12 protein-coding genes are annotated in these 17,942 nt (G+C 48.4%); 5 read left to right on the top strand and 7 right to left on the bottom strand.

What is annotated here, in order from left to right; translation table 11 throughout:
• Positions 1–4: 4 nt before the first annotated feature.
• The gene (locus tag VN105_RS19305) at positions 5–655 is read right to left on the bottom strand and encodes an ATP-binding cassette domain-containing protein (RefSeq protein ID WP_325643221.1); all 651 of its coding nucleotides are present in this window, start codon (positions 653–655) and stop codon (positions 5–7) included.
• A 106-nt stretch (positions 656–761) separates the two neighbouring features.
• Positions 762–2,543 (bottom strand): DUF4836 family protein, encoded by a 1,782-nt coding sequence (locus VN105_RS19300; protein ID WP_325643219.1) that lies wholly within the window; start codon positions 2,541–2,543, stop codon positions 762–764.
• A gap of 226 nt (positions 2,544–2,769) precedes the next feature.
• Here VN105_RS19300 and VN105_RS19295 point away from each other — a divergent pair, with 226 nt between their 5' ends.
• A complete protein-coding gene (locus VN105_RS19295) occupies positions 2,770–3,036 on the top strand; it encodes a YciI family protein (protein ID WP_325643217.1) in 267 nt (88 codons plus the stop codon).
• A 55-nt stretch (positions 3,037–3,091) separates the two neighbouring features.
• Here VN105_RS19295 and VN105_RS19290 read toward each other — a convergent pair whose 3' ends face one another.
• Both VN105_RS19290 and msrB read right to left on the bottom strand, forming a co-directional pair.
• The gene (locus VN105_RS19290; RefSeq protein ID WP_325643215.1) at positions 3,092–4,108 is read right to left on the bottom strand and encodes an SRPBCC family protein; all 1,017 of its coding nucleotides are present in this window, start codon (positions 4,106–4,108) and stop codon (positions 3,092–3,094) included.
• An 84-nt stretch (positions 4,109–4,192) separates the two neighbouring features.
• The gene (gene msrB / locus VN105_RS19285; RefSeq protein WP_325643213.1) at positions 4,193–4,693 is read right to left on the bottom strand and encodes a peptide-methionine (R)-S-oxide reductase MsrB; all 501 of its coding nucleotides are present in this window, start codon (positions 4,691–4,693) and stop codon (positions 4,193–4,195) included.
• A 324-nt stretch (positions 4,694–5,017) separates the two neighbouring features.
• Here msrB and mutL point away from each other — a divergent pair, with 324 nt between their 5' ends.
• The gene (gene mutL, locus VN105_RS19280) at positions 5,018–6,916 is read left to right on the top strand and encodes a DNA mismatch repair endonuclease MutL (RefSeq protein WP_325643212.1); all 1,899 of its coding nucleotides are present in this window, start codon (positions 5,018–5,020) and stop codon (positions 6,914–6,916) included.
• Positions 6,917–7,493: 577 nt separating this feature from the next.
• Here the strand turns inward: mutL and VN105_RS19275 are convergent.
• Positions 7,494–8,966: a gluconokinase gene (locus tag VN105_RS19275; RefSeq protein WP_325643211.1), complete on the bottom strand. Its 1,473-nt coding sequence runs from the start codon at positions 8,964–8,966 to the stop codon at positions 7,494–7,496.
• Between the two features lie 81 nt (positions 8,967–9,047).
• On the opposite strand from VN105_RS19275, the gene VN105_RS19270 reads away from it, so the two are divergent.
• Genes VN105_RS19270 through VN105_RS19260 form a run of 3 tightly spaced genes read left to right on the top strand, consistent with a single transcriptional unit; the run spans position 9,048 to position 13,003 of the window.
• A complete protein-coding gene (locus VN105_RS19270; protein ID WP_325643209.1) occupies positions 9,048–10,787 on the top strand; it encodes a GMC family oxidoreductase in 1,740 nt (579 codons plus the stop codon).
• Positions 10,788–10,803: 16 nt separating this feature from the next.
• Entirely contained in the window at positions 10,804–11,499 is a 696-nt protein-coding gene (locus tag VN105_RS19265; protein WP_325643207.1) for a gluconate 2-dehydrogenase subunit 3 family protein, read from the top strand.
• 49 nt (positions 11,500–11,548) lie between these two features.
• Positions 11,549–13,003: a Gfo/Idh/MocA family oxidoreductase gene (locus tag VN105_RS19260; RefSeq protein WP_325643206.1), complete on the top strand. Its 1,455-nt coding sequence runs from the start codon at positions 11,549–11,551 to the stop codon at positions 13,001–13,003.
• 83 nt (positions 13,004–13,086) lie between these two features.
• Here the strand turns inward: VN105_RS19260 and VN105_RS19255 are convergent, their stop codons facing one another.
• Together VN105_RS19255 and VN105_RS19250 are read right to left on the bottom strand one after the other, a co-directional pair.
• A complete protein-coding gene (locus tag VN105_RS19255) occupies positions 13,087–14,841 on the bottom strand; it encodes a RagB/SusD family nutrient uptake outer membrane protein (RefSeq protein WP_325643204.1) in 1,755 nt (584 codons plus the stop codon).
• A 10-nt stretch (positions 14,842–14,851) separates the two neighbouring features.
• Complete coding sequence (locus VN105_RS19250; RefSeq protein WP_325643202.1) at positions 14,852–17,920, bottom strand: TonB-dependent receptor; 3,069 nt, start codon at positions 17,918–17,920, stop codon at positions 14,852–14,854.
• Positions 17,921–17,942 lie beyond the last annotated feature (22 nt).

Genomic DNA, 17,942 nt, shown 5'->3' with positions numbered 1-17,942 from the left:
AACATTAAAGATGATAATGCACATCGTAAGAGAAGTGCTGGTCATTATCCAGGTCTGTTAAAATGAACCCGGCATTGCGGGCTTTACATTCATCGGCAATCAATGCGGCGGCGCGTTGTGTGTTGTCTTCATCCAGGTGGCTGAAGGGTTCATCCATCAGGAGCCAGCGGAAAGGCTGCATCAGCGCCCGTATGATGGCGATACGCTGTCTTTCGCCGTACGACAGGGTTTTGCCGCTCTGCGCCAGCACATGCGATACATTGAGCCGGGCGGCCATTTCATCTATCTTTTCAGCAGGATAATAAGGCTTTGGCTCCATTACCCGTTTCAGGGAAATATTCTCCCTGGCGCTGAGCTGTTCAAAAAGACGGAGATCCTGGAACACAATACTGATATCCCGTTGCCGCATAGCGGCTATCTCATTTTTATTATATGCCTGCCAGGGCTGCCCGTTCACCTGCACTTTTCCCGTATAATCGTAACGGATATGATACAGGTAATGGATCAGGGTGGTTTTGCCCGTACCAGACGGCGCCTTGATCTTCACAAAACTGCCTGGCCGGAAAGTTACCTCCTGGTTCCAGATGTCCGACGACCTTTGCCGGAGTTTATCCTGCAACGGTATGGGCATAAGCTGACTGAGCTGAATCTGCATAATGGCGTTTACTGTTAACAGTAGCGAATATAAATGATATATTTTACGCAAAAGAAAAGGGCGCAGCGGATACATACCGGCGCCCTTTTCCATGTAAGGTTATAATTTACTGCGGTGCAACGGCGGTATCTACCGGTGCTGCATACACGCTGTCTTCGTAAGCTTTCTCTTTGGCTTTCTTCGCCTGCATCACCTTTACGGTTTCTGTGCCCAGGTTGATCAGCTGCACCAGGCTGTTCTGATCCCTATTTTTGAAGGTCAGCACTGCTTCTCCATGCTGCACATCGCCACCATCCGCTTTACTCACAAAGGTTACATCTTTCAGCAGATCCTTTGCTTTTTTCACTACTACTTTTTCATCTTCATCTACTTTATCTTCAGGAAGCACGCTGGTTACTTTTTCCAGGTCTACATAACCGCCAATCATGCTGCCTTTCACTTTACTTTCAATACCATCAGGTAATTTGATATGTCCTTTACCACCCAGGTATTCCTGCAGCAAAACGCTGTCGGAACCGAGTGTCACATATTTTTCTGTGATGGACATTGCCGGCATAGTGGCCGCTGCCATCGGGTTTACCACGGTATAATGATCTCCTTCCCTGGTGAATACTTCTTTCAGCATAGGAGAAGTCATCACTTTATTGAATGCATCTTTGTTACCTACTTTCAGGCTGAAGATCCATTTGGCATCTGGCTTTTCAGTAAATTCGCCGGGGAAATAAGGAGATTCTTTTTTAGTGATAGCGAAGTCGGAAGCCACATAGGTTAACTGGCCTTCAAATGCGTTCAGCACATCATCCATGGATAAGCCGGATTTACCCATCATCAGGTTTACCATACCGTCCATGCCGGTAGCTTTTACAATATCGCCGATCATACGGAAATCAAAGGCATAAGAAATAAACCCGGTAATATTCTGGGAAGGATATTTCTTCAGCATATCCATATCAATTTCTTTCTTACCATATTTTTTGTAGATGGCCGCCAGCTCTTTACCCATGTATGAATGACCGTTGAAAACGATTTTACCATTTTCGAAGTTAACTGTACCGGTGTAGAAAGAACCTTCCATCAGCTTCTTTACATTGGCGGGGATCATGGTGAACTGTCCGCTGTTATAAATAGCTTCAGGGTTTACAAAGATCCCGGCGTCGGCATCTTCTTTCAGCAACTTGGCGAATGGCTCAATAGTACCTGCAGATTCATCTTTCTTCAGGTGGAAGAGATGATCTACCTCAGCTACCCAGTTTTTTATCACAGCATCGTCTTCCGTGGCAACCAGGGCCGCAGGAACAGCTGCTGCTGCGCTGTCTGTTATGGGTTCTTCATCTGAAGGATAATCGGGAGCGGAAGAACCGCCTGGTGCATATTTCTCCAGGTTGTTCGGGTTTACTGCGCTGATATAGATAACGGCAGATTTATTCCATCCGATTACAGCATGTTGCTTTTCTTCCCAGATATATTTGAAATCGTTCTGTGTTTTCAGGGAGAAGTTGGCGATGTTCTTTTTGAGATAGGCTTCAAATTTGTCGGCATCTTTCAGGCTGGCGGTAAGACTGATGTAAGATTTGTTTTCTGCCGGCTGGCCCTGGAATACAAAAGAGGCAAAGAAGTGGCTTTGCAGGTCGATACCGGAGTTTTCTGCGTCTTTCCACGCTTTCATCATTTCGTTGGCAGTATCTTTAGTTTGGGCGGCATCAAACAGTTTATCCATGGTGATACCGTTTGTCACCAGTTTGGTGGTTAGCTGTTTCGCGTTCAGATCTACCACCACACCGGCTGTTTTCGGGATATACCGGCTCTCATCAGGGGTCTTGGAGCAGGAAGACAGCACAACCGCTGTCGTTACAGCGGCTAACAAAACTTTGGAAATTGATTTTTTCATAAAAACATTAAAAATTAAAAAGATTATTCGGAGCAACACTGGTTCAAACAGTACATTCCCACTATCGTGGTATTTCATTCGTGCAAAAGTACGTATATTTTTGTAGCGCATATGTCTCATTTTTCCCTGGTGCATACAATATTTCAATACTGATTAAGTTTATACCTTTGCTACTGACTATGAAACTATTACTAAATACCATAGAAAAACCGTTATGTTCCTGATTATGCTACAATACATACGGCCCGTAGCGGCTGTAGAACACTTCATGGAGGCGCATACCGCCTTCCTGCAAAAACACTACGACAGTGGTCGGTTTATCTTATCAGGTAGGCGAAAGCCCCGGTCGGGAGCTGTTATTCTTTGTAATGCAGCCAGCCGTAAGGAGGTAGAAGAGATCATGAGCGAAGATCCGTTGGAGAAATACCAGCTGGCCCTTTACGAGATCATAGAATTTGAGCCAACCAAGTATGCCAGCACATTGGGAAAATAGCACTTTCCCCCTGTAATGCCGTGCCAGTCGTTTTTGCTTCTTTATTTCCGGATGATTACTTCATAAAGTAGATGACCTTCGTGAGCCATTTGCTACTGTCCTTTTCTTTGCCCGGATCAGTCAGATACATCTCTATAGTGGGCGGAACAATGGTTTTCCCTTTATCGGTTATAAAATTCCTGATGGCCACATGCGCGTTGGCTATTTTACTGTAAGGCCCTACATAGTTTGCATATGCAGCCTGTGCAGCCGGCAGGGTAATAATTTCGTATCCGGAGGCCGGTTTACTGCCTTCCGGAACCGGGATAGCGGCGGCCATATCCGTGGTTTGCAGTTTCCTGTCCCAGCTGAAAAAAATACCGCAAGGCACCCCTGGCTGTAAATTGGCCGCACTGGCCGCATTATAAATGGTTCTCAGGTTGGTACGGTAGTAGTCGGTGATCCTGCTCATCGGGATGGTTTTTCGTACAGCCGCATACGTTGTTGCCGGGAAGTTCATCTCTTTTACGGTAACATCGATGCCATTGGGAGCATCCGGCCCCCTTACCTCCGCTTCCGCCATACTTTTCAGGTTGTTAAGCCCCTGGTCAAAATCTTTCTCCAGCGCCCCTTTCATAAAAAGGGTCATCACATTCTGCGGCCGGTCGTAATGGGTATCAAATCCCCAGGTAACCTTTGTTCTCCCTGCAGCTTCCGACAACCGGAAAAATACATCCGACTCCGATGCGAACGGCGTAATGAAAGTAAGCTTCTGGGTAACCGATTTATAAGGGTCCATCGCCAGGTGCTGCAGTTTTCCCTCCCCGATCTTACTGCCTTTCCAGGAATCAACAGCGCCAATAGAGCCATCTTCCCCTGTAATAGTAAACTTCGCAGTGGAATCCATCTGTTTCCAGGTATTCCACCCGTTAAATTTCTCGAATTTCACAATGTCATTCCATACAATTGTAGCAGGGGCATTAATTTCCACCGAACGCTCCACATGCATAGTAGTGGGCGCAAAAAAAATCAGCACAATTGCAATGAACAGGATGATTCCTATGATCCAGGCGAGTGTTTTAAGTACTTTCATGACTGTCGGGGGTTGATGATAATAAAAATACAGCTTTTTATTGTCAACCGGCAGATCACGTTGGCTATCAGGCAGAAGATATGGTTACTCCAGTTCTTTATCCTTATCGCTGGGGGTATTGTCTTCCTGATAATGTTGGTCTGCTTCCTTTGCTTTCTCAAAATCCAGGATCACGGAATTAATACAATAGCGAAGTCCTGTTGGCGGAGGACCATCATCAAACACATGTCCCAGGTGGGATTTGCAGCGCCCGCACAACACCTCTGTCCTGTGCATACCATGACTGTTGTCCGGGGAATAAATTACACTGGACTTCGTGAGCGGCTGAAAAAAACTGGGCCAGCCACAACTGCTTTCAAATTTGGTATCGGAAACAAATAATGGATTCCCGCAGGCAGCACAGTAATAAGTACCGTTCTCCCTGCTGTTCCAGTATTTTCCCGTAAAAGCCCATTCTGTTCCCTTTTCCCTGGCGATATGGTATACATCCGTTGGCAATATTTTCCTCCATTCTTCGTCTGGCAGATTTACTTTGTTGGCATCTGTATGGGAGTAAATGTCTCCCTTCTTTTTTCCATCTTCCATTGATTTCTTTTTTTCACCGATTTATGGGTATGTACAGTTGGTGACCATGATAGAGATATTTCAAAATTATTAGATTCCATAGGTACATATGTAAAGTTTTGATTCGTTAACTTCTCATTAACACTATCATTGTGACTATTGGGTCGTTGGCCACATCCTTTTTCCTCTACCATAAATTACGTATGAACAAGCATAATGGATTGTTATTTCCTGCAAATCAAGGGGCTAATTAACAAAACAGTTAATTTTTTGTTTAAAACTGTCTGATAATCACCGATGAGCAACTGCATATAAATTGTTAACTTTACGGCAAAAGGCTAGTAAGTGGCGGATATCATCAATTTATTACCAGACAATATAGCGAACCAGATAGCTGCGGGGGAAGTGATCCAAAGACCGGCATCAGCAGTAAAAGAATTACTGGAAAATGCAGTGGATGCAGGTGCAACCGATATTCAACTGATCATTAAAGATGCGGGCAAAGAATTAGTGCAGGTAATTGATAACGGCGGCGGTATGAGCGAAACAGACGCCCGGATGTGCTTTGAACGCCATGCCACCTCCAAAATACAATCCATAGAAGATCTCTTCCAGATCTCCACCATGGGTTTCAGGGGCGAAGCCCTCGCCTCCATTGCCGCAGTTTCACAGGTGGAACTCAAAACCCGCAAAAAAGGCGCTGAAGTAGGTACCTATGTGGAAATTGACAACAGCTTTGTAAATAAACAAGAGCCCTGTCAAACCGCTGAAGGCACCAGCATTGCCATGAAAAACCTCTTCTTCAATGTGCCCGCCCGCAGAAACTTCCTGAAAAGCAACGCGGCGGAAATGAGGCATATTGTAGACGAGTTCATCCGTGTAGCCATGTCGTTCCCTCAACTGCAGTTCTCACTAACAAGTAATAATCAACAGCTGTTCCATCTGGACAAAGGATCGCTTAAACAACGCATCGTTGCCATCCTCGGACAGCATTATAACGCCCGCCTGGTAAGCGTAAAGGAAACTACCGACTACATGAATGTGTACGGATTTGTAGGAAAACCTGAAACCGCCAAAAAAACCAGGGGCGACCAGTTCTTCTTCGTCAATAACCGCTTCATTAAGAGCTCGTACCTGAACCATGCCGTGATGAACGCTTTTGCAGATATCATCCCGGCCGACAGCTTCCCGCTCTACGTACTGTTTATTGACGTAAACCCCGAACATGTAGACATTAACGTGCATCCTACCAAACAGGAAATCAAGTTCGATGATGAAAAACTCATGTACGCCTTTGTGCAATCGGCGGTAAAACACTCCCTGGCCCAGTTCAGCATCACTGCTACACTGGATTTCGACCTCGATCCGAATATCCAGGCCCTGGATGCGGTAAGCAAACCCTTCACCGCCCAGCAGCAAAATGAGTCGACCCAAAGCCCCCTGTATAAATCTTTTACACAGGCCAACCAGGCGCACATGATCGATAAAAGCAGCAACAGCAGCAACCTGAAGCACTGGAAAGATCTGTACGAAAACAACAACAGCGACAATTACACACAAAGCACCTATACCATCGCCCCGGAACCGGAAACAAGGCCGGCTGTAACCTACGAAAGCCAGCCGCACGCCACCGCTTCCGTTATCGATGAACGCTGGCAGGATACTGCCAACGATCAGAAAGTGCCGGTACAGGTGCATCAGCAATATATCCTGTCGCAGATAAAATCAGGATTTATATTGATAGATCAGCAGGCCGCCCATGAAAGGATCCTTTATGAACGCTACCAGCGTGCCTTACAGGAAGCCCCAATGGCTACCCAGCAAAGCCTTTTCCCCCAAACCCTGCAACTGCCCCCGGCAGATGCAGCCCTGATCAGCGAAATGCTCGGCGACCTCCAGACACTGGGCTACGACCTGGAACCATTTGGCAACAATACCTTCATTGTTCGCGGTACCCCCGCCGACATACAGAACGGTAACGACCATGCCACCATCCAGAACCTGCTGGAACAATTCAAAAACTTCAGCCACGAACTGAAAGTAAATACCCGCGAGCAACTGATCCGCGCCATGGCCCGTAATAATGCCATCCCCGCCGGCAAAATACTGGCTGCCCGCGAAATGCAGAATATCATCGATGAACTGTTTGCCTGCAGCATGCCAAATGTAGCGCCAGGCGGCAAATTCACCTTCATATCATTCAAACTCACAGATCTCGCGCGCATGTTTGAACGCGGGAACTGATGATAGGGTACAAAAATTGCGGGGAAACAAAGAAGGTTAATCTTCCTTGTTTCCCCGAATCCCACCATGGCAGGGACTTTAGATGATTTTAGCCTTCCTCTGTTCCCCGGATCCCCTGGTGTAACGTTTTTCTTTAAATAGCCCCCAAACCCGCTACTGCAGACCATCTTCAGATCAAGTCCACCTCCTCTCCGCATTAAGTCTTCTTTCTCAGCAGGATATATGCTACTGTAAGGCAAGTGCTATATATGCACCAACCAACTGCTTAGCCAGTCAGGAGTATTCCGGTACCTTCATCAACCGGTCTATTTGTTTGATCCTTGTTATCCTTTGTCAGAAGAATAACGCCCGCCAGCACGCATATGCCCGCATAAAAAGGGAAACTGGTTGCCGCCAGCCGGTATGTGAGCGCGAATTGACTCCTCACTGCCATAAAGTCGGGTAAAGGCTGCTTTTCCGTTAACATAAAAACTCCCAACAGTATCCCGAATATCCAATTGACCGGTAAACTAATTTGTCTTTAAATTTTAAAACGCCATTTGTTTGATAATGCAGGTGGATGTAATGTGCGGATTTTTTAGCATCCTCCCGCAGTAAGGCTTTCCTCTATCTGCTGGTACAGCTTCCGGAACATCCCATACTTCCGTCTATATCCTTCAAACCTGGAAGCATCCGGGGTAAAAACCGTTTGCGCCTGTTGTTCCTCCCGCTCCGGCCACCCTAACTCCCTGGCTGCCAACAGTATAGCGCCAAGTGCGGAAGCGTCGCTTTCCTGCTGCAGGTGCATTTCCTGGCCAAAAATGTCGGCCAGCAACTGGATCCAGCCGGGTGAGTTGGTAAAGCCCCCGCTTACGGAGATCTTTTGTACAGGCCCCGCAGTTTCTGCAAGCGCCTCTTTAATGCTCAGGAGCGCAAAACAAACCCCTTCCAGTACTGCCCGGGTAAAATGCGCCGGTGTATGCTGGGGTTGAATGCCAATGAAAGCGGCGCTCGCATGACTATTCCATACCGGCGCCCTTTCTCCCAGCAGGTACGGCAAACAAAGCAATTTGCCCGGATCGGTTACCAATGCAGCTTCCACAAGCCCGTTGAGCGCGCTCAGCGGCTGCTGCAGGAAATCCCTCACCAGCCATTGCAGTACCACGCCTCCATTGTTGGAGGCTCCGCCGGTAATGTAAATATCATCTGTAAGCAGGTAGGTGAAAAGCCGGCCGGCAGCATCCGTGAGTGGCCGGGTCCCTGCCATCCTTACGGCGCCGCTGGTGCCAATGGTAAGCGTGGCATGCCCCGGATCCAGCGCACCGCTGCCCAGCTGGGCCAGGCAGCCGTCGCTGCCACCTATCATAAAGGGAGTATTGGCCGGGATACCCAGCGTTTCCGCTATTGACGGCAATAAGCCCTTAACCATATGGTTGGCGGGCACCGGCCGGGGCAGCTGTGCCGCAGTGATACCAGCCACTTTCAGCGCCGTATCGTTCCAGCTAAGTGTATGAATATCAAACAATCCGGTAGCCGATGCCACAGAATGATCCGTTAGCCAGCTGCCAAAGAAATGATGAAAGATGTATTCCTTAATGCCCGGTAACATAGCCGTAGCGGCAAAAACAACCGGCTCCTGCTCCCGCAGCCACATAATTTTGCACAGGGGCGACATGGCATGTACCGGGGTGCCTGTTTGCCGGTAAATCAGCTGGCCTTCAGGCGTATCCCGCAAGGCCAGTGCATTGGATTCACTGCGGTTATCTGCCCAGATGATCAACGGAGTTAGCTCCTCCCCATCCGCGCCTATGGCCATTATGCTATGCATGGCGCTGCTGAACGAAACAGCCGCCGGCGCATACCCCATCCTGGTTGCCGCCTCACGGATGCCGGTCATCACCGCCTCCAGAATCACCCCGGGCACTTGCTCACTGTAACCAGGCTGTGGATGACTGGTTACATATGCCTGTTGAAACACTGCCTGGATTTTACCATCCATTCCTTGCACAATCGATTTTGTACTGCTGGTGCCGATATCTACACCAATAATATACGCTGTATGATCGCTCATAAAAAAAACCGTTCTTTTTCCGCATTTAATTTATAGATTTAAAACCGGTGTTCTTCTAAAAAGTCTAAAATATCCACGCAAATGGCTTTCGAAATCAAAAAACAAGGGAAGGTTTATGACGTTTGTATTGTTGGTTCCGGCGCCGGAGGAGGCATGGCTGCAAAAATCCTGTCGGATGCAGGCCTGAAAGTAGCTCTTCTGGAAGCAGGTCCTAAATACGACCCGGCCGACCCGGAGCAGGCTACACAGCTGAAATGGTCATATGAATCACCCAGAAGAGGAGCCAGTACCACCCGCCCTTTCGGTGATTTTGACGCATCCTACGGCGGATGGGAACTTAATGGTGAACCTTACACAAAAAAGAACGGAACTCAATTCGATTGGTTCCGCTCCCGTATGTTAGGCGGACGAACTAACCACTGGGGTCGCATTTCACTGCGATTTGGCCCCCGCGACTTCAAACACAAAAGTTACGATGGCCTCGGCGACGACTGGCCACTTACGTACGAAGAGGTAGCGCCTTTTTACGACCGTGTAGATAAAATGATCGGCGTATTCGGCACCCGGGAAAACCTGCCCAACGAACCGGATGGCTTCTTCCTCCCTCCTCCCAAACCCAGGTTACATGAACTGATGGTGAAAAAAGCCGGGGACCGTTTAGGCATTCCCGTTATACCCGCCCGCCTGTCGATATTAACCCGCTCGGTTAATAAAGACCGCAGCCCATGTTTCTTCTGCAGCCAGTGTAACCGCGGATGTACCGTATACGGCGACTTCTCCGCCTCTTCCGTGCTGGTGAAACCAGCCATGAAAAGCGGGCATGTAGACCTGTATACCAACGCCATGGTGCGGGAAGTGCTTACAGACAACAGCGGAAAGGCCACTGGTGTAGCTTACGTAGATAAAACAGACCTCCAGGAATATTCCGTTAACGCCCGTGTGGTAGTGCTGGCCGCCAGCGCCTGCGAATCGGCGCGTTTGCTGCTGAACTCAAAATCAGCCAAACATCCGAACGGACTGGCCAACTCCAGCGGTGTTGTAGGTAAATACCTGCACGATTCTACCGGTTCTTCAAGAGGTGGTTTCCTTCCACATCTGATGGACCGTAAACGGTATAATGAAGATGGCGTAGGCGGCATGCACATGTATGTTCCCTGGTGGGGCGATAACAAAAAACTGAACTTTGCCCGCGGCTATCATATTGAATTTGGAGGAGGTATGCATATGCCCGGTTATGGTTTCGGCTTTGGTATGGAAAACATGAACGGCAGGGTACCCGGCCGCGATGGCCAAACCAAAACCGCCGGCGGCTACGGCGCCTCGCTGAAAGATGATTACCGCCGCTTTTACGGCTCCCAGATCGGCTTTGCCGGCAGGGGCGAATGTATTGCACGGGAAGATAACTACTGTGAGATAGATCCGAACGTGGTAGATAAATTCGGGATTCCTGTACTCCGTTTCAATTACACCTGGAGCGATCACGAGGTCAACCAGGCCAAACACATGCAGGATACCTTTGAAGAGATCATTCATGAAATGGGCGGCATTGCCTTCGGTACAAAGCCCGGAGCCGATACCAAATACGGACTGGAAAACCCGGGCCGCATTATCCACGAAGTAGGGACCACCCGTATGGGCGACGATCCACGGAAATCTGTACTGAACAAATTCAACCAGGCACACGAAGTGAAAAATCTTTTCGTTGTAGATGGAGGCGCATTTGTATCACAGGCAGATAAGAACCCTACCTGGACCATCCTTGCACTGTCTATGCGGGCGTCCGAATATATCGTGGATCAATTGAAAAAACAGAATCTCTAATCTTATATTTTTTTTCATGGATAGAAGAGAATCACTGAAAGCACTGGCACTGGGAACATTATCAGTTGGTACCATTTTATCTGCCACCAGTTGTGGCGATAACAAAACAACGGCTGATAAAAATGATCATCCCAATGTGAAAACAGCCGGCTATGGCCGTACCCCGGAAGAAGTGCTGCGGGATAAAACATTAACGGACCAAAAGTTCTTTACCGACGCCGAAATGAAAACCATCACCATCCTGGCGGATATCATTATCCCGGCAGATGAACATTCCGGCAGCGCCTCCGACGCCAAAGTACCGGAGTTCATTGAATTTATTGTAAAGGATATACCGGAACACCAGCTGCCTATGCGGGGCGGGTTGCGCTGGCTGGATATGCAATGCGCCAAACGGTATAATAAATCATTTGCAGAAAGCAGTGCAGCACAACGCATTGAAGTGGTAGACCTGATTGCCTACCCGGAAAAAGCAACCCCGGAAAACAGCCAGGGCGTTGCCTTTTTCAACCGGATGCGCAATCTTACCGCTACAGGCTTTTTCACCAGCAAAATGGGCATCAAGGACCTGAGCTATGTTGGCAATACGCCCAACGAATGGGACGGCGTTCCGGCAGATGTGCTGAAACAGTACGGCTATGCCTATGATGAAAAAACACTGGCTACCTGCCTGAAAATCGAAGACAGGGGCAAGCTGATGACCTGGGACTAACGAACTAACTCGCTATTTCATAATTTAAATCCAGAAAACTTCACATCAAATGATTCCAGAAAAAAAGAATGAGGGAGAAAACAGCGTTTCCCGCAGATCATTCCTTAGAAACGGAGCGCTGGCAGCTGCCGGTTTCATGATAGTTCCACGCCACGTATTAGGCAGAGGCTATGTAGCGCCAAGCGATCGCCTGCGGGTAGCAGGTATTGGTGTAGGCGGCAAAGGCTTCAGCGATATATCTGAATTTGCCAAAGGCCCTGCTGATATTACTTTCCTGTGTGATGTGGATAAACGTCGTGCAGCCGAAGCCGTAAAGAAATTCCCTAAGGCGAAGTTCTACACCGACTTCCGCGAGATGTTTGACAAGGAACACAAAAACTTTGATGCCGTTTCCGTATCCACACCGGATCATACACATGCCGTTGCAGCAATGGGCGCCATGCAGCTGAAAAAGGATGTATACGTACAGAAACCGCTCACCCACGACATCTACGAAGCCCGTATGCTCACACAGGGCGCCAACAAATACAAAGTGGTAAGCCAGATGGGTAACCAGGGCTCTTCCGGCGATGGCGTTCGCCAGCTGATGGAATGGTACAATGCCGGTCTCGTTGGCGATGTACATACCATCTACTGCTGGACCGACCGTCCCGTATGGCCGCAGGGTATTCCCTGGCCAACCACCCGTCAGGATATTCCGCAGGAACTGGACTGGGATCTGTGGTTAGGTACTGCTCCCAAAAAAGACTACGTGGATAACCTGGTACCATTCAACTGGCGCGGCTGGTGGGATTATGGAACCGGCGCTATCGGCGATATGGGCTGTCATATCATTGAACCTCCTTTCCGTGTATTGGGCCTGGGCTACCCTACTTCCGTAGAATGCAGCGTAGGTAGCGTATATGTAGGAGAATTTACCCGCGGATACTTCCCTGAAAGCTGCCCTCCTTCTTCCCATGTAATCATGAAATTCCCTGGTAAGAACGGAAAAGAAGTAACCCTCCACTGGATGGATGGTGGTATACAGCCGGAGCGCCCGGAAGAACTGGGACCCAACGAAACAATGGGCGACGGTGGTAACGGCGCGCTGTTTATTGGTGATAAAGGTAAAATGATGTGCGGCACTTATGGTATGTATCCTAAGCTGCTGCCTACTTCCCGCACCAACGAAGCCAAAGTGCCGCAAACAATTGCTCGTGTGCCGGAAGGACACTATGTACAATGGGTAAATGCCGCTATTGCCGGCTATGGCAGCAAACAACAGAAAGCACTGAGCTCTCCGTTCGATATTGCCGGTCCGCTTACAGAAACCATCCTCATGGCTAACCTGGCTATCCGTAGCTTCGATATCCGTAAGGCGAAAGCAAATGGTAAAGGCTTCGACTACCCCGGCCGTTATATCAAACTGCTGTGGGATGGTAACAATATGAAGATTACCAACTTCGACGAAGCTAACCAGTTCGTGAAGCGCACTTACCGCGATGGCTGGTCACTGGGCGTATAAATAATAATCTCTTCTTTATAAAAAGAAATGCCGCGATGATCTCGCGGCATTTCTTTTTATGAAAAGCTAGTGTATGAATCCCGTTACTTGTAATCTTCCTGTTGCTTCAGGTTACTGTTCTTCCTGATTTCATTGGCAGGCAGCGGCAACAGGTAGTTCTTCGCCTTATTGAACTTCCGGTCCTGGATGCTGTATACATGGTATACAAAAGGATGTCCCGCAATTTGCGATCCCAATACTTCAATGCCTTTGGCATTTTCATTGAAAACAGTTTCTGCATCTCTCCAGCGGCGGGCATCAAAAAAGCGATGCTCCTCAAAAGCCAGCTCATACCGTCTTTCGTATTTCAATACTGCCCACAAATCGGCGCCGGAAGCTGTTGTGGCCGGCATACCGGCACGCTGGCGCACCTGGTTCAACACTGTACGTCCGCCGGCTTCATCGCCGTAACCCATGGCAGCTTCGGCATAGTTCAGCAATATTTCTGCATAACGTAGAAAGATCCAGTTCTGGTCGCCACGAAAGAACTGGGCATCCAGGTTTTTGTCCATGAACTTACGCAGGTAGTAACCGGAATAAGTACCATTCCAGTTTTCAATTACACTGTTGCGCGTGTCGAGTCCCCATACGCTGTCCTTTCCGTTAGGCGCTTCATATTTACCGGTTTGAATCACCCCCACCGGGTCTACTTTCGCCGCATCTGAAGGGCGGGGTTTCCACTTCGCGCCATCGTACAGGATGGTAGCGTAAAAGCGCGGATCACGGTTTTCATAGGGCGCCTTTGCCTGTGCGGCATTACTCCAGGAAAAAGCCGTGCCGTCTTTCATCTGGTAGCCGGTCACAAAATTTTCTATGGGCACATTGCCACCCCAGTTATGATAACCGTTAGGCCCGTTGTACAGGTCGTGCGAAGTTCCGAGCAGCGCCTTGTCATACTGTTTAACAAAAATCAATTCCGGGTTATCCTTATCCAGGAACACACGGGTGTAATTGTCGGTTGGATTGGCAGCGGGTTGATAAAGACTGTAAGTGTTCAGATCCATCACCACTTTTGCGGCGTCCATAGCCAGTTTGTAGCGGTCTTTCTGGGAACCGGATTTATAACCCATTAAATCATTCGGCACTTTCGCGTCATTGAACAAATCGCTGGCGGCGAAAAGCAGTATCCGCGATTTCAATGCCAGTGCAGCGCCTTTGGTAACCCTTCCTTTGCCGGCTGCTGCTTCGTAGGAAGCCGGCAGTTGCTGTGCCGCCAGGTCGCATTCTGCGGCAATGAATTTGATGCATTCATCAAAAGTGGCTCTCTTCACACTTAATATCTCCTGTTCATCTCCCTTAATATTAAAAGTTTTGGTGATTAAAGGAACCCCGCCATAGTAACGCACCAGCATATGATAGTACCAGGCGCGCATAAAATGCACTTCGCCGGTCATGCGGGTACGCAGGTTTTCATCTGTAATAGGTACATCTGCAATTTTTTCGAGGAACATGTTACAGTTGCGGATAGCCTTGTAATGCAGGTCCCACCTGGCGAAATCATTAATAGCGCCTACGTCGTCGGCAGAGGCATTTCCCTGTACTACCCTGGAGGTGTTGTAATCATGGATAAAGCGGCTTTCATCTGTCATGGAGGAAAGCATTACTTCGAGGAATCCGGGGCGCATCTGAACGTACAGATCGTTCACAAATGCCTGCACCAGGCCCACATCTTTCCACACATCTGTTTCTTCATATTCAGTAAGCGGTTTCTTTTCAAGAAAGTCTTTATTACAACCGGCAGTCACCGCACATAACAAAAAGGCTCCCGCTATATATCTGATGATGGTTAATTTCTTCATGGCACATTAATTAAAAGGTTACGTTTAATCCCACGTTGTAAATCTTGGTTTGCGGATAGAACTGTCCGCTTCCACTGGGCGCTTCGGGGTCAAAAATCTTTACATTGTCGATGGTCACCAGGTTCTGGCCACTTACATATACCCTGAGGTTTTGTAACCCAATGCGCTTGCAGAGTCTGGAAGGGATATTGTACCCGAGATCCAGGGTTTTTAAACGGACATAGTTGGTGTTCCAATACCAGAAGGTATTCTGGCGGTTCACCCAGTACTCACGGTCACGGTCGTACGCTCTTGGCCATGATCCGTTGATATTATCTTCTGTCCAGCGGTCTTTTACGTAAGCCATGGGGAAGTTACCGATCAGCCCTGATTCCGTACGCAGGTATTGGCTGGCGCCGGTAGCGCCCTGCCATAACATGGTGAAGTCGAAGTTTTTGAACTTGGCGGTCATGGTTAAACCAAAGATCCAGGTTGGATTTTCAGTACGGTCCATACGAACACGGTCCAGGTCATCAATGGCGCCGTCGCCGTTCTTGTCGAGGAAAATAATATCGCCGGCCCTGGCGCCGCCCACATGCGGGCTTTTATCTACTTCCTCCTGTGTTTTGTAAATACCGATTGCCTCGTAATAAAGCGGTGCGCCTATCTGTTTACCTGTTGCCTGCTGATATGCCGGCAGATTCGGGGTTTCATCAAAGAACAGCACTTTGTTTTCTGCATGAGTAACAGTACCTATGATTTCATAATGGAATTTTTTGATGTCGTTTTTGTGGGTTAGTACCAGTTCGAAGCCTTTATTCTCCACCCTGGCGATGTTTTCCTGGGGCAGCGTCATTCCGGTGTAACCGGGCATCGACTGGCTACGGCTGGCCAGGATGTTGGATCTTTTGGTGAGGAAATAATCTCCTTCAAAAGCCAGTTTATCTCCCAGTATTTTTGCCTCGATACCAAAGTCGTAGTTATTGGCTACTTCCCAGGTGATCGCTTCGTTGGGTGATCTCAGCTGGTAAAGACCTTTATTAAGATCGCCGCCCAGCATTACACCGCCTGCGCTGAAGCCGTAAGTGCTCAGGTATTGGAACGGATCAATCTGGTCGTTACCCATCTGTCCCCAGGAAGCGCGCACTTTGAAATAATCAAGCGTGCGGATGCTTTTCTTCCAGAATGCTTCGTTAGATAGCACCCATCCTGCGGAAGCACCGGGAAACAGCCCCATGCGGCGGCCTTCAGGGAAATTCTGGGAACCGTCGTAACGCATATTGAAATCAAACAGATAGGTTTCCCTGTAGTTGTAAGAAACGCGTCCGAAGTAGTTTCGACGGGCATATTCAAACCCGCTTCCGGAGTTGTTCTTTTCTTTATCTCCACCAAGATTCAGCTGATCCAGCTTATCGCTGATAAAGTACCTGCGGTTGGCAGAGAAGCCGTCGTTCTTCAGGGTAGCTTGCTCAAAAGCTATGAAGCTGCTGAGATTATGCTTGCCGAAAGAACGCACATAGTTTAATTTGAAGTTGACGGTGATCTGTCTTAATGTACTGAACTGTTCTGTTAGTTCGGGAGCGCTTACTCCCCTGGAACCTGCATTCAGCTTATGCGTAGGATCATTTGCATCTGCCAGCGTGTATAAGGTCCAGGGTTTGATATAAGATTTGAAGAAGTCAAAATTCTGATCGTAGGCAAAGCTACCATCTACAAATAATCCTTCCACTCCGGGGATATTTACTACGGCCGACATATTGGTGTTGATCACATAGTTCTTATCATTGGTGTAACCGATTGCATTTGTTCCTGTAACAACAGGGTTATCGCCGTATTCAATATCGGGGCCTGGCAAACCATTTGGCCAGATGGCATTTTCCGTAGGGCGGCCGCGCATCAGCGATCTGAAAATGGAACCGGCGCTGCGGGGAGGGAAGTTCCTGTTTTCCAGGCGCCCTGCCAGGTCGAACCGTAAGCGGATGTAATCGCTCACTACCGCATCCAGGTTAGCCCTAACGTTTTGTTGTTTGTAGTTGGTAGCGCTGTTCTTGTAAATACCATCCTGGAATAAGGAACCCAGGGAAACGAAATACGACATTTTTTCTGTTCCCCCGCTCAGCGACAGGTCGTGCCTGTTTTGCAGGGAATACTTTTTAATCGCGGCGTCATACCAGTTGGTGTTAGGATACAACCACGGATCGGAGCCATCTCCAAATTTCTTGATTTGTTCATCTGTATACTTCGGCGCATCTCCACCATACTTTAAAATCTCGTTCACCACTTTGGCATACGTAGGCGCATCCGCCATTTCAGGCAGCCTGGTGGGTGTTACAAACGACTGGTTAAAGCCGTAGCTCAGCGTAGGTTTACCGCCCTTACCACGTTTGGTGGTAACAAGAATAACGCCGTTGGCAGCACGGGAACCATAAATGGCCGCGGCGGCGTCTTTCAGGATGGAAACACTTTCGATGTCGTTGGGGTTCATGCGCTCAAAGCCATCGCGCGGAAAACCATCGATCACCACCAGCGGGTTACTGTTACCTAAAGTACTGCGGCCACGGATAAAAATACGGGAGCCGTCGTAGCCGGGCTCACCACTGTTGTTAACGGCAATAATGCCGGGAATACGTCCAACAAGCGAATTAGAGATATTAACGTTAGGTGACTGCTGTAACTCGGCGCCTTTTACAGATGATACTGCGCCGGTTTTGGTAACTTTCTTCTGGGTACCGTAACCTACTACTACATACTCATCCAGGGTTTTCTGGTTTTCCTTTAATACTACATTCAGGGAATTTTTGCCCTCCACTTTCAGCTCCTGTGCATCAAAGCCGATGTATTGGAATACGAGTACCGCATCTTTTTTAACATCGGTTAGTGTATAATTTCCTTTTTCATCGGTAGTAGCACCTTTCTTTGAGTCTTTCACCAATACCGTAACCCCCGGCAGCGGGTTACCGTTGATGTCTTTTACCTTTCCTTTAACTGTTAGATTTACTTGTTGCCATACACTGGGTAATGGCGGGCGCGCGGCAAGGGCGCTGCTGTGGGTTGCAAAAAGGCATAGCAATAGCATAGCCTTTGCATAACGTGGGTTCATGCTACAAGTGATTTTGGAAGAT

It is taken from the genome of Chitinophaga sp. (assembly GCF_035564935.1).
Classification (GTDB): Bacteria; Bacteroidota; Bacteroidia; order Chitinophagales; family Chitinophagaceae; genus Chitinophaga.
Note: the sequence above shows the minus strand (reverse complement) of the source record. Positions and strands in the feature narration are given on the sequence as shown.

Excerpts from the sequence above, each read along its gene's own strand:
- VN105_RS19305 (WP_325643221.1), bottom strand. The coding sequence starts at position 655 with ATGCAGATTCAGCTCAGTCAGCTTATGCCCATACCGTTGCAGGATAAA.
- VN105_RS19300 (WP_325643219.1), bottom strand. The coding sequence starts at position 2,543 with ATGAAAAAATCAATTTCCAAAGTTTTGTTAGCCGCTGTAACGACAGCG.
- VN105_RS19295 (WP_325643217.1), top strand. The coding sequence starts at position 2,770 with ATGCTACAATACATACGGCCCGTAGCGGCTGTAGAACACTTCATGGAG.
- VN105_RS19290 (WP_325643215.1), bottom strand. The coding sequence starts at position 4,108 with ATGAAAGTACTTAAAACACTCGCCTGGATCATAGGAATCATCCTGTTC.
- msrB (WP_325643213.1), bottom strand. The coding sequence starts at position 4,693 with ATGGAAGATGGAAAAAAGAAGGGAGACATTTACTCCCATACAGATGCC.
- VN105_RS19275 (WP_325643211.1), bottom strand. The coding sequence starts at position 8,966 with ATGAGCGATCATACAGCGTATATTATTGGTGTAGATATCGGCACCAGC.
- VN105_RS19270 (WP_325643209.1), top strand. The coding sequence starts at position 9,048 with ATGGCTTTCGAAATCAAAAAACAAGGGAAGGTTTATGACGTTTGTATT.
- VN105_RS19265 (WP_325643207.1), top strand. The coding sequence starts at position 10,804 with ATGGATAGAAGAGAATCACTGAAAGCACTGGCACTGGGAACATTATCA.
- VN105_RS19260 (WP_325643206.1), top strand. The coding sequence starts at position 11,549 with ATGATTCCAGAAAAAAAGAATGAGGGAGAAAACAGCGTTTCCCGCAGA.
- VN105_RS19255 (WP_325643204.1), bottom strand. The coding sequence starts at position 14,841 with ATGAAGAAATTAACCATCATCAGATATATAGCGGGAGCCTTTTTGTTA.
- VN105_RS19250 (WP_325643202.1), bottom strand. The coding sequence starts at position 17,920 with ATGAACCCACGTTATGCAAAGGCTATGCTATTGCTATGCCTTTTTGCA.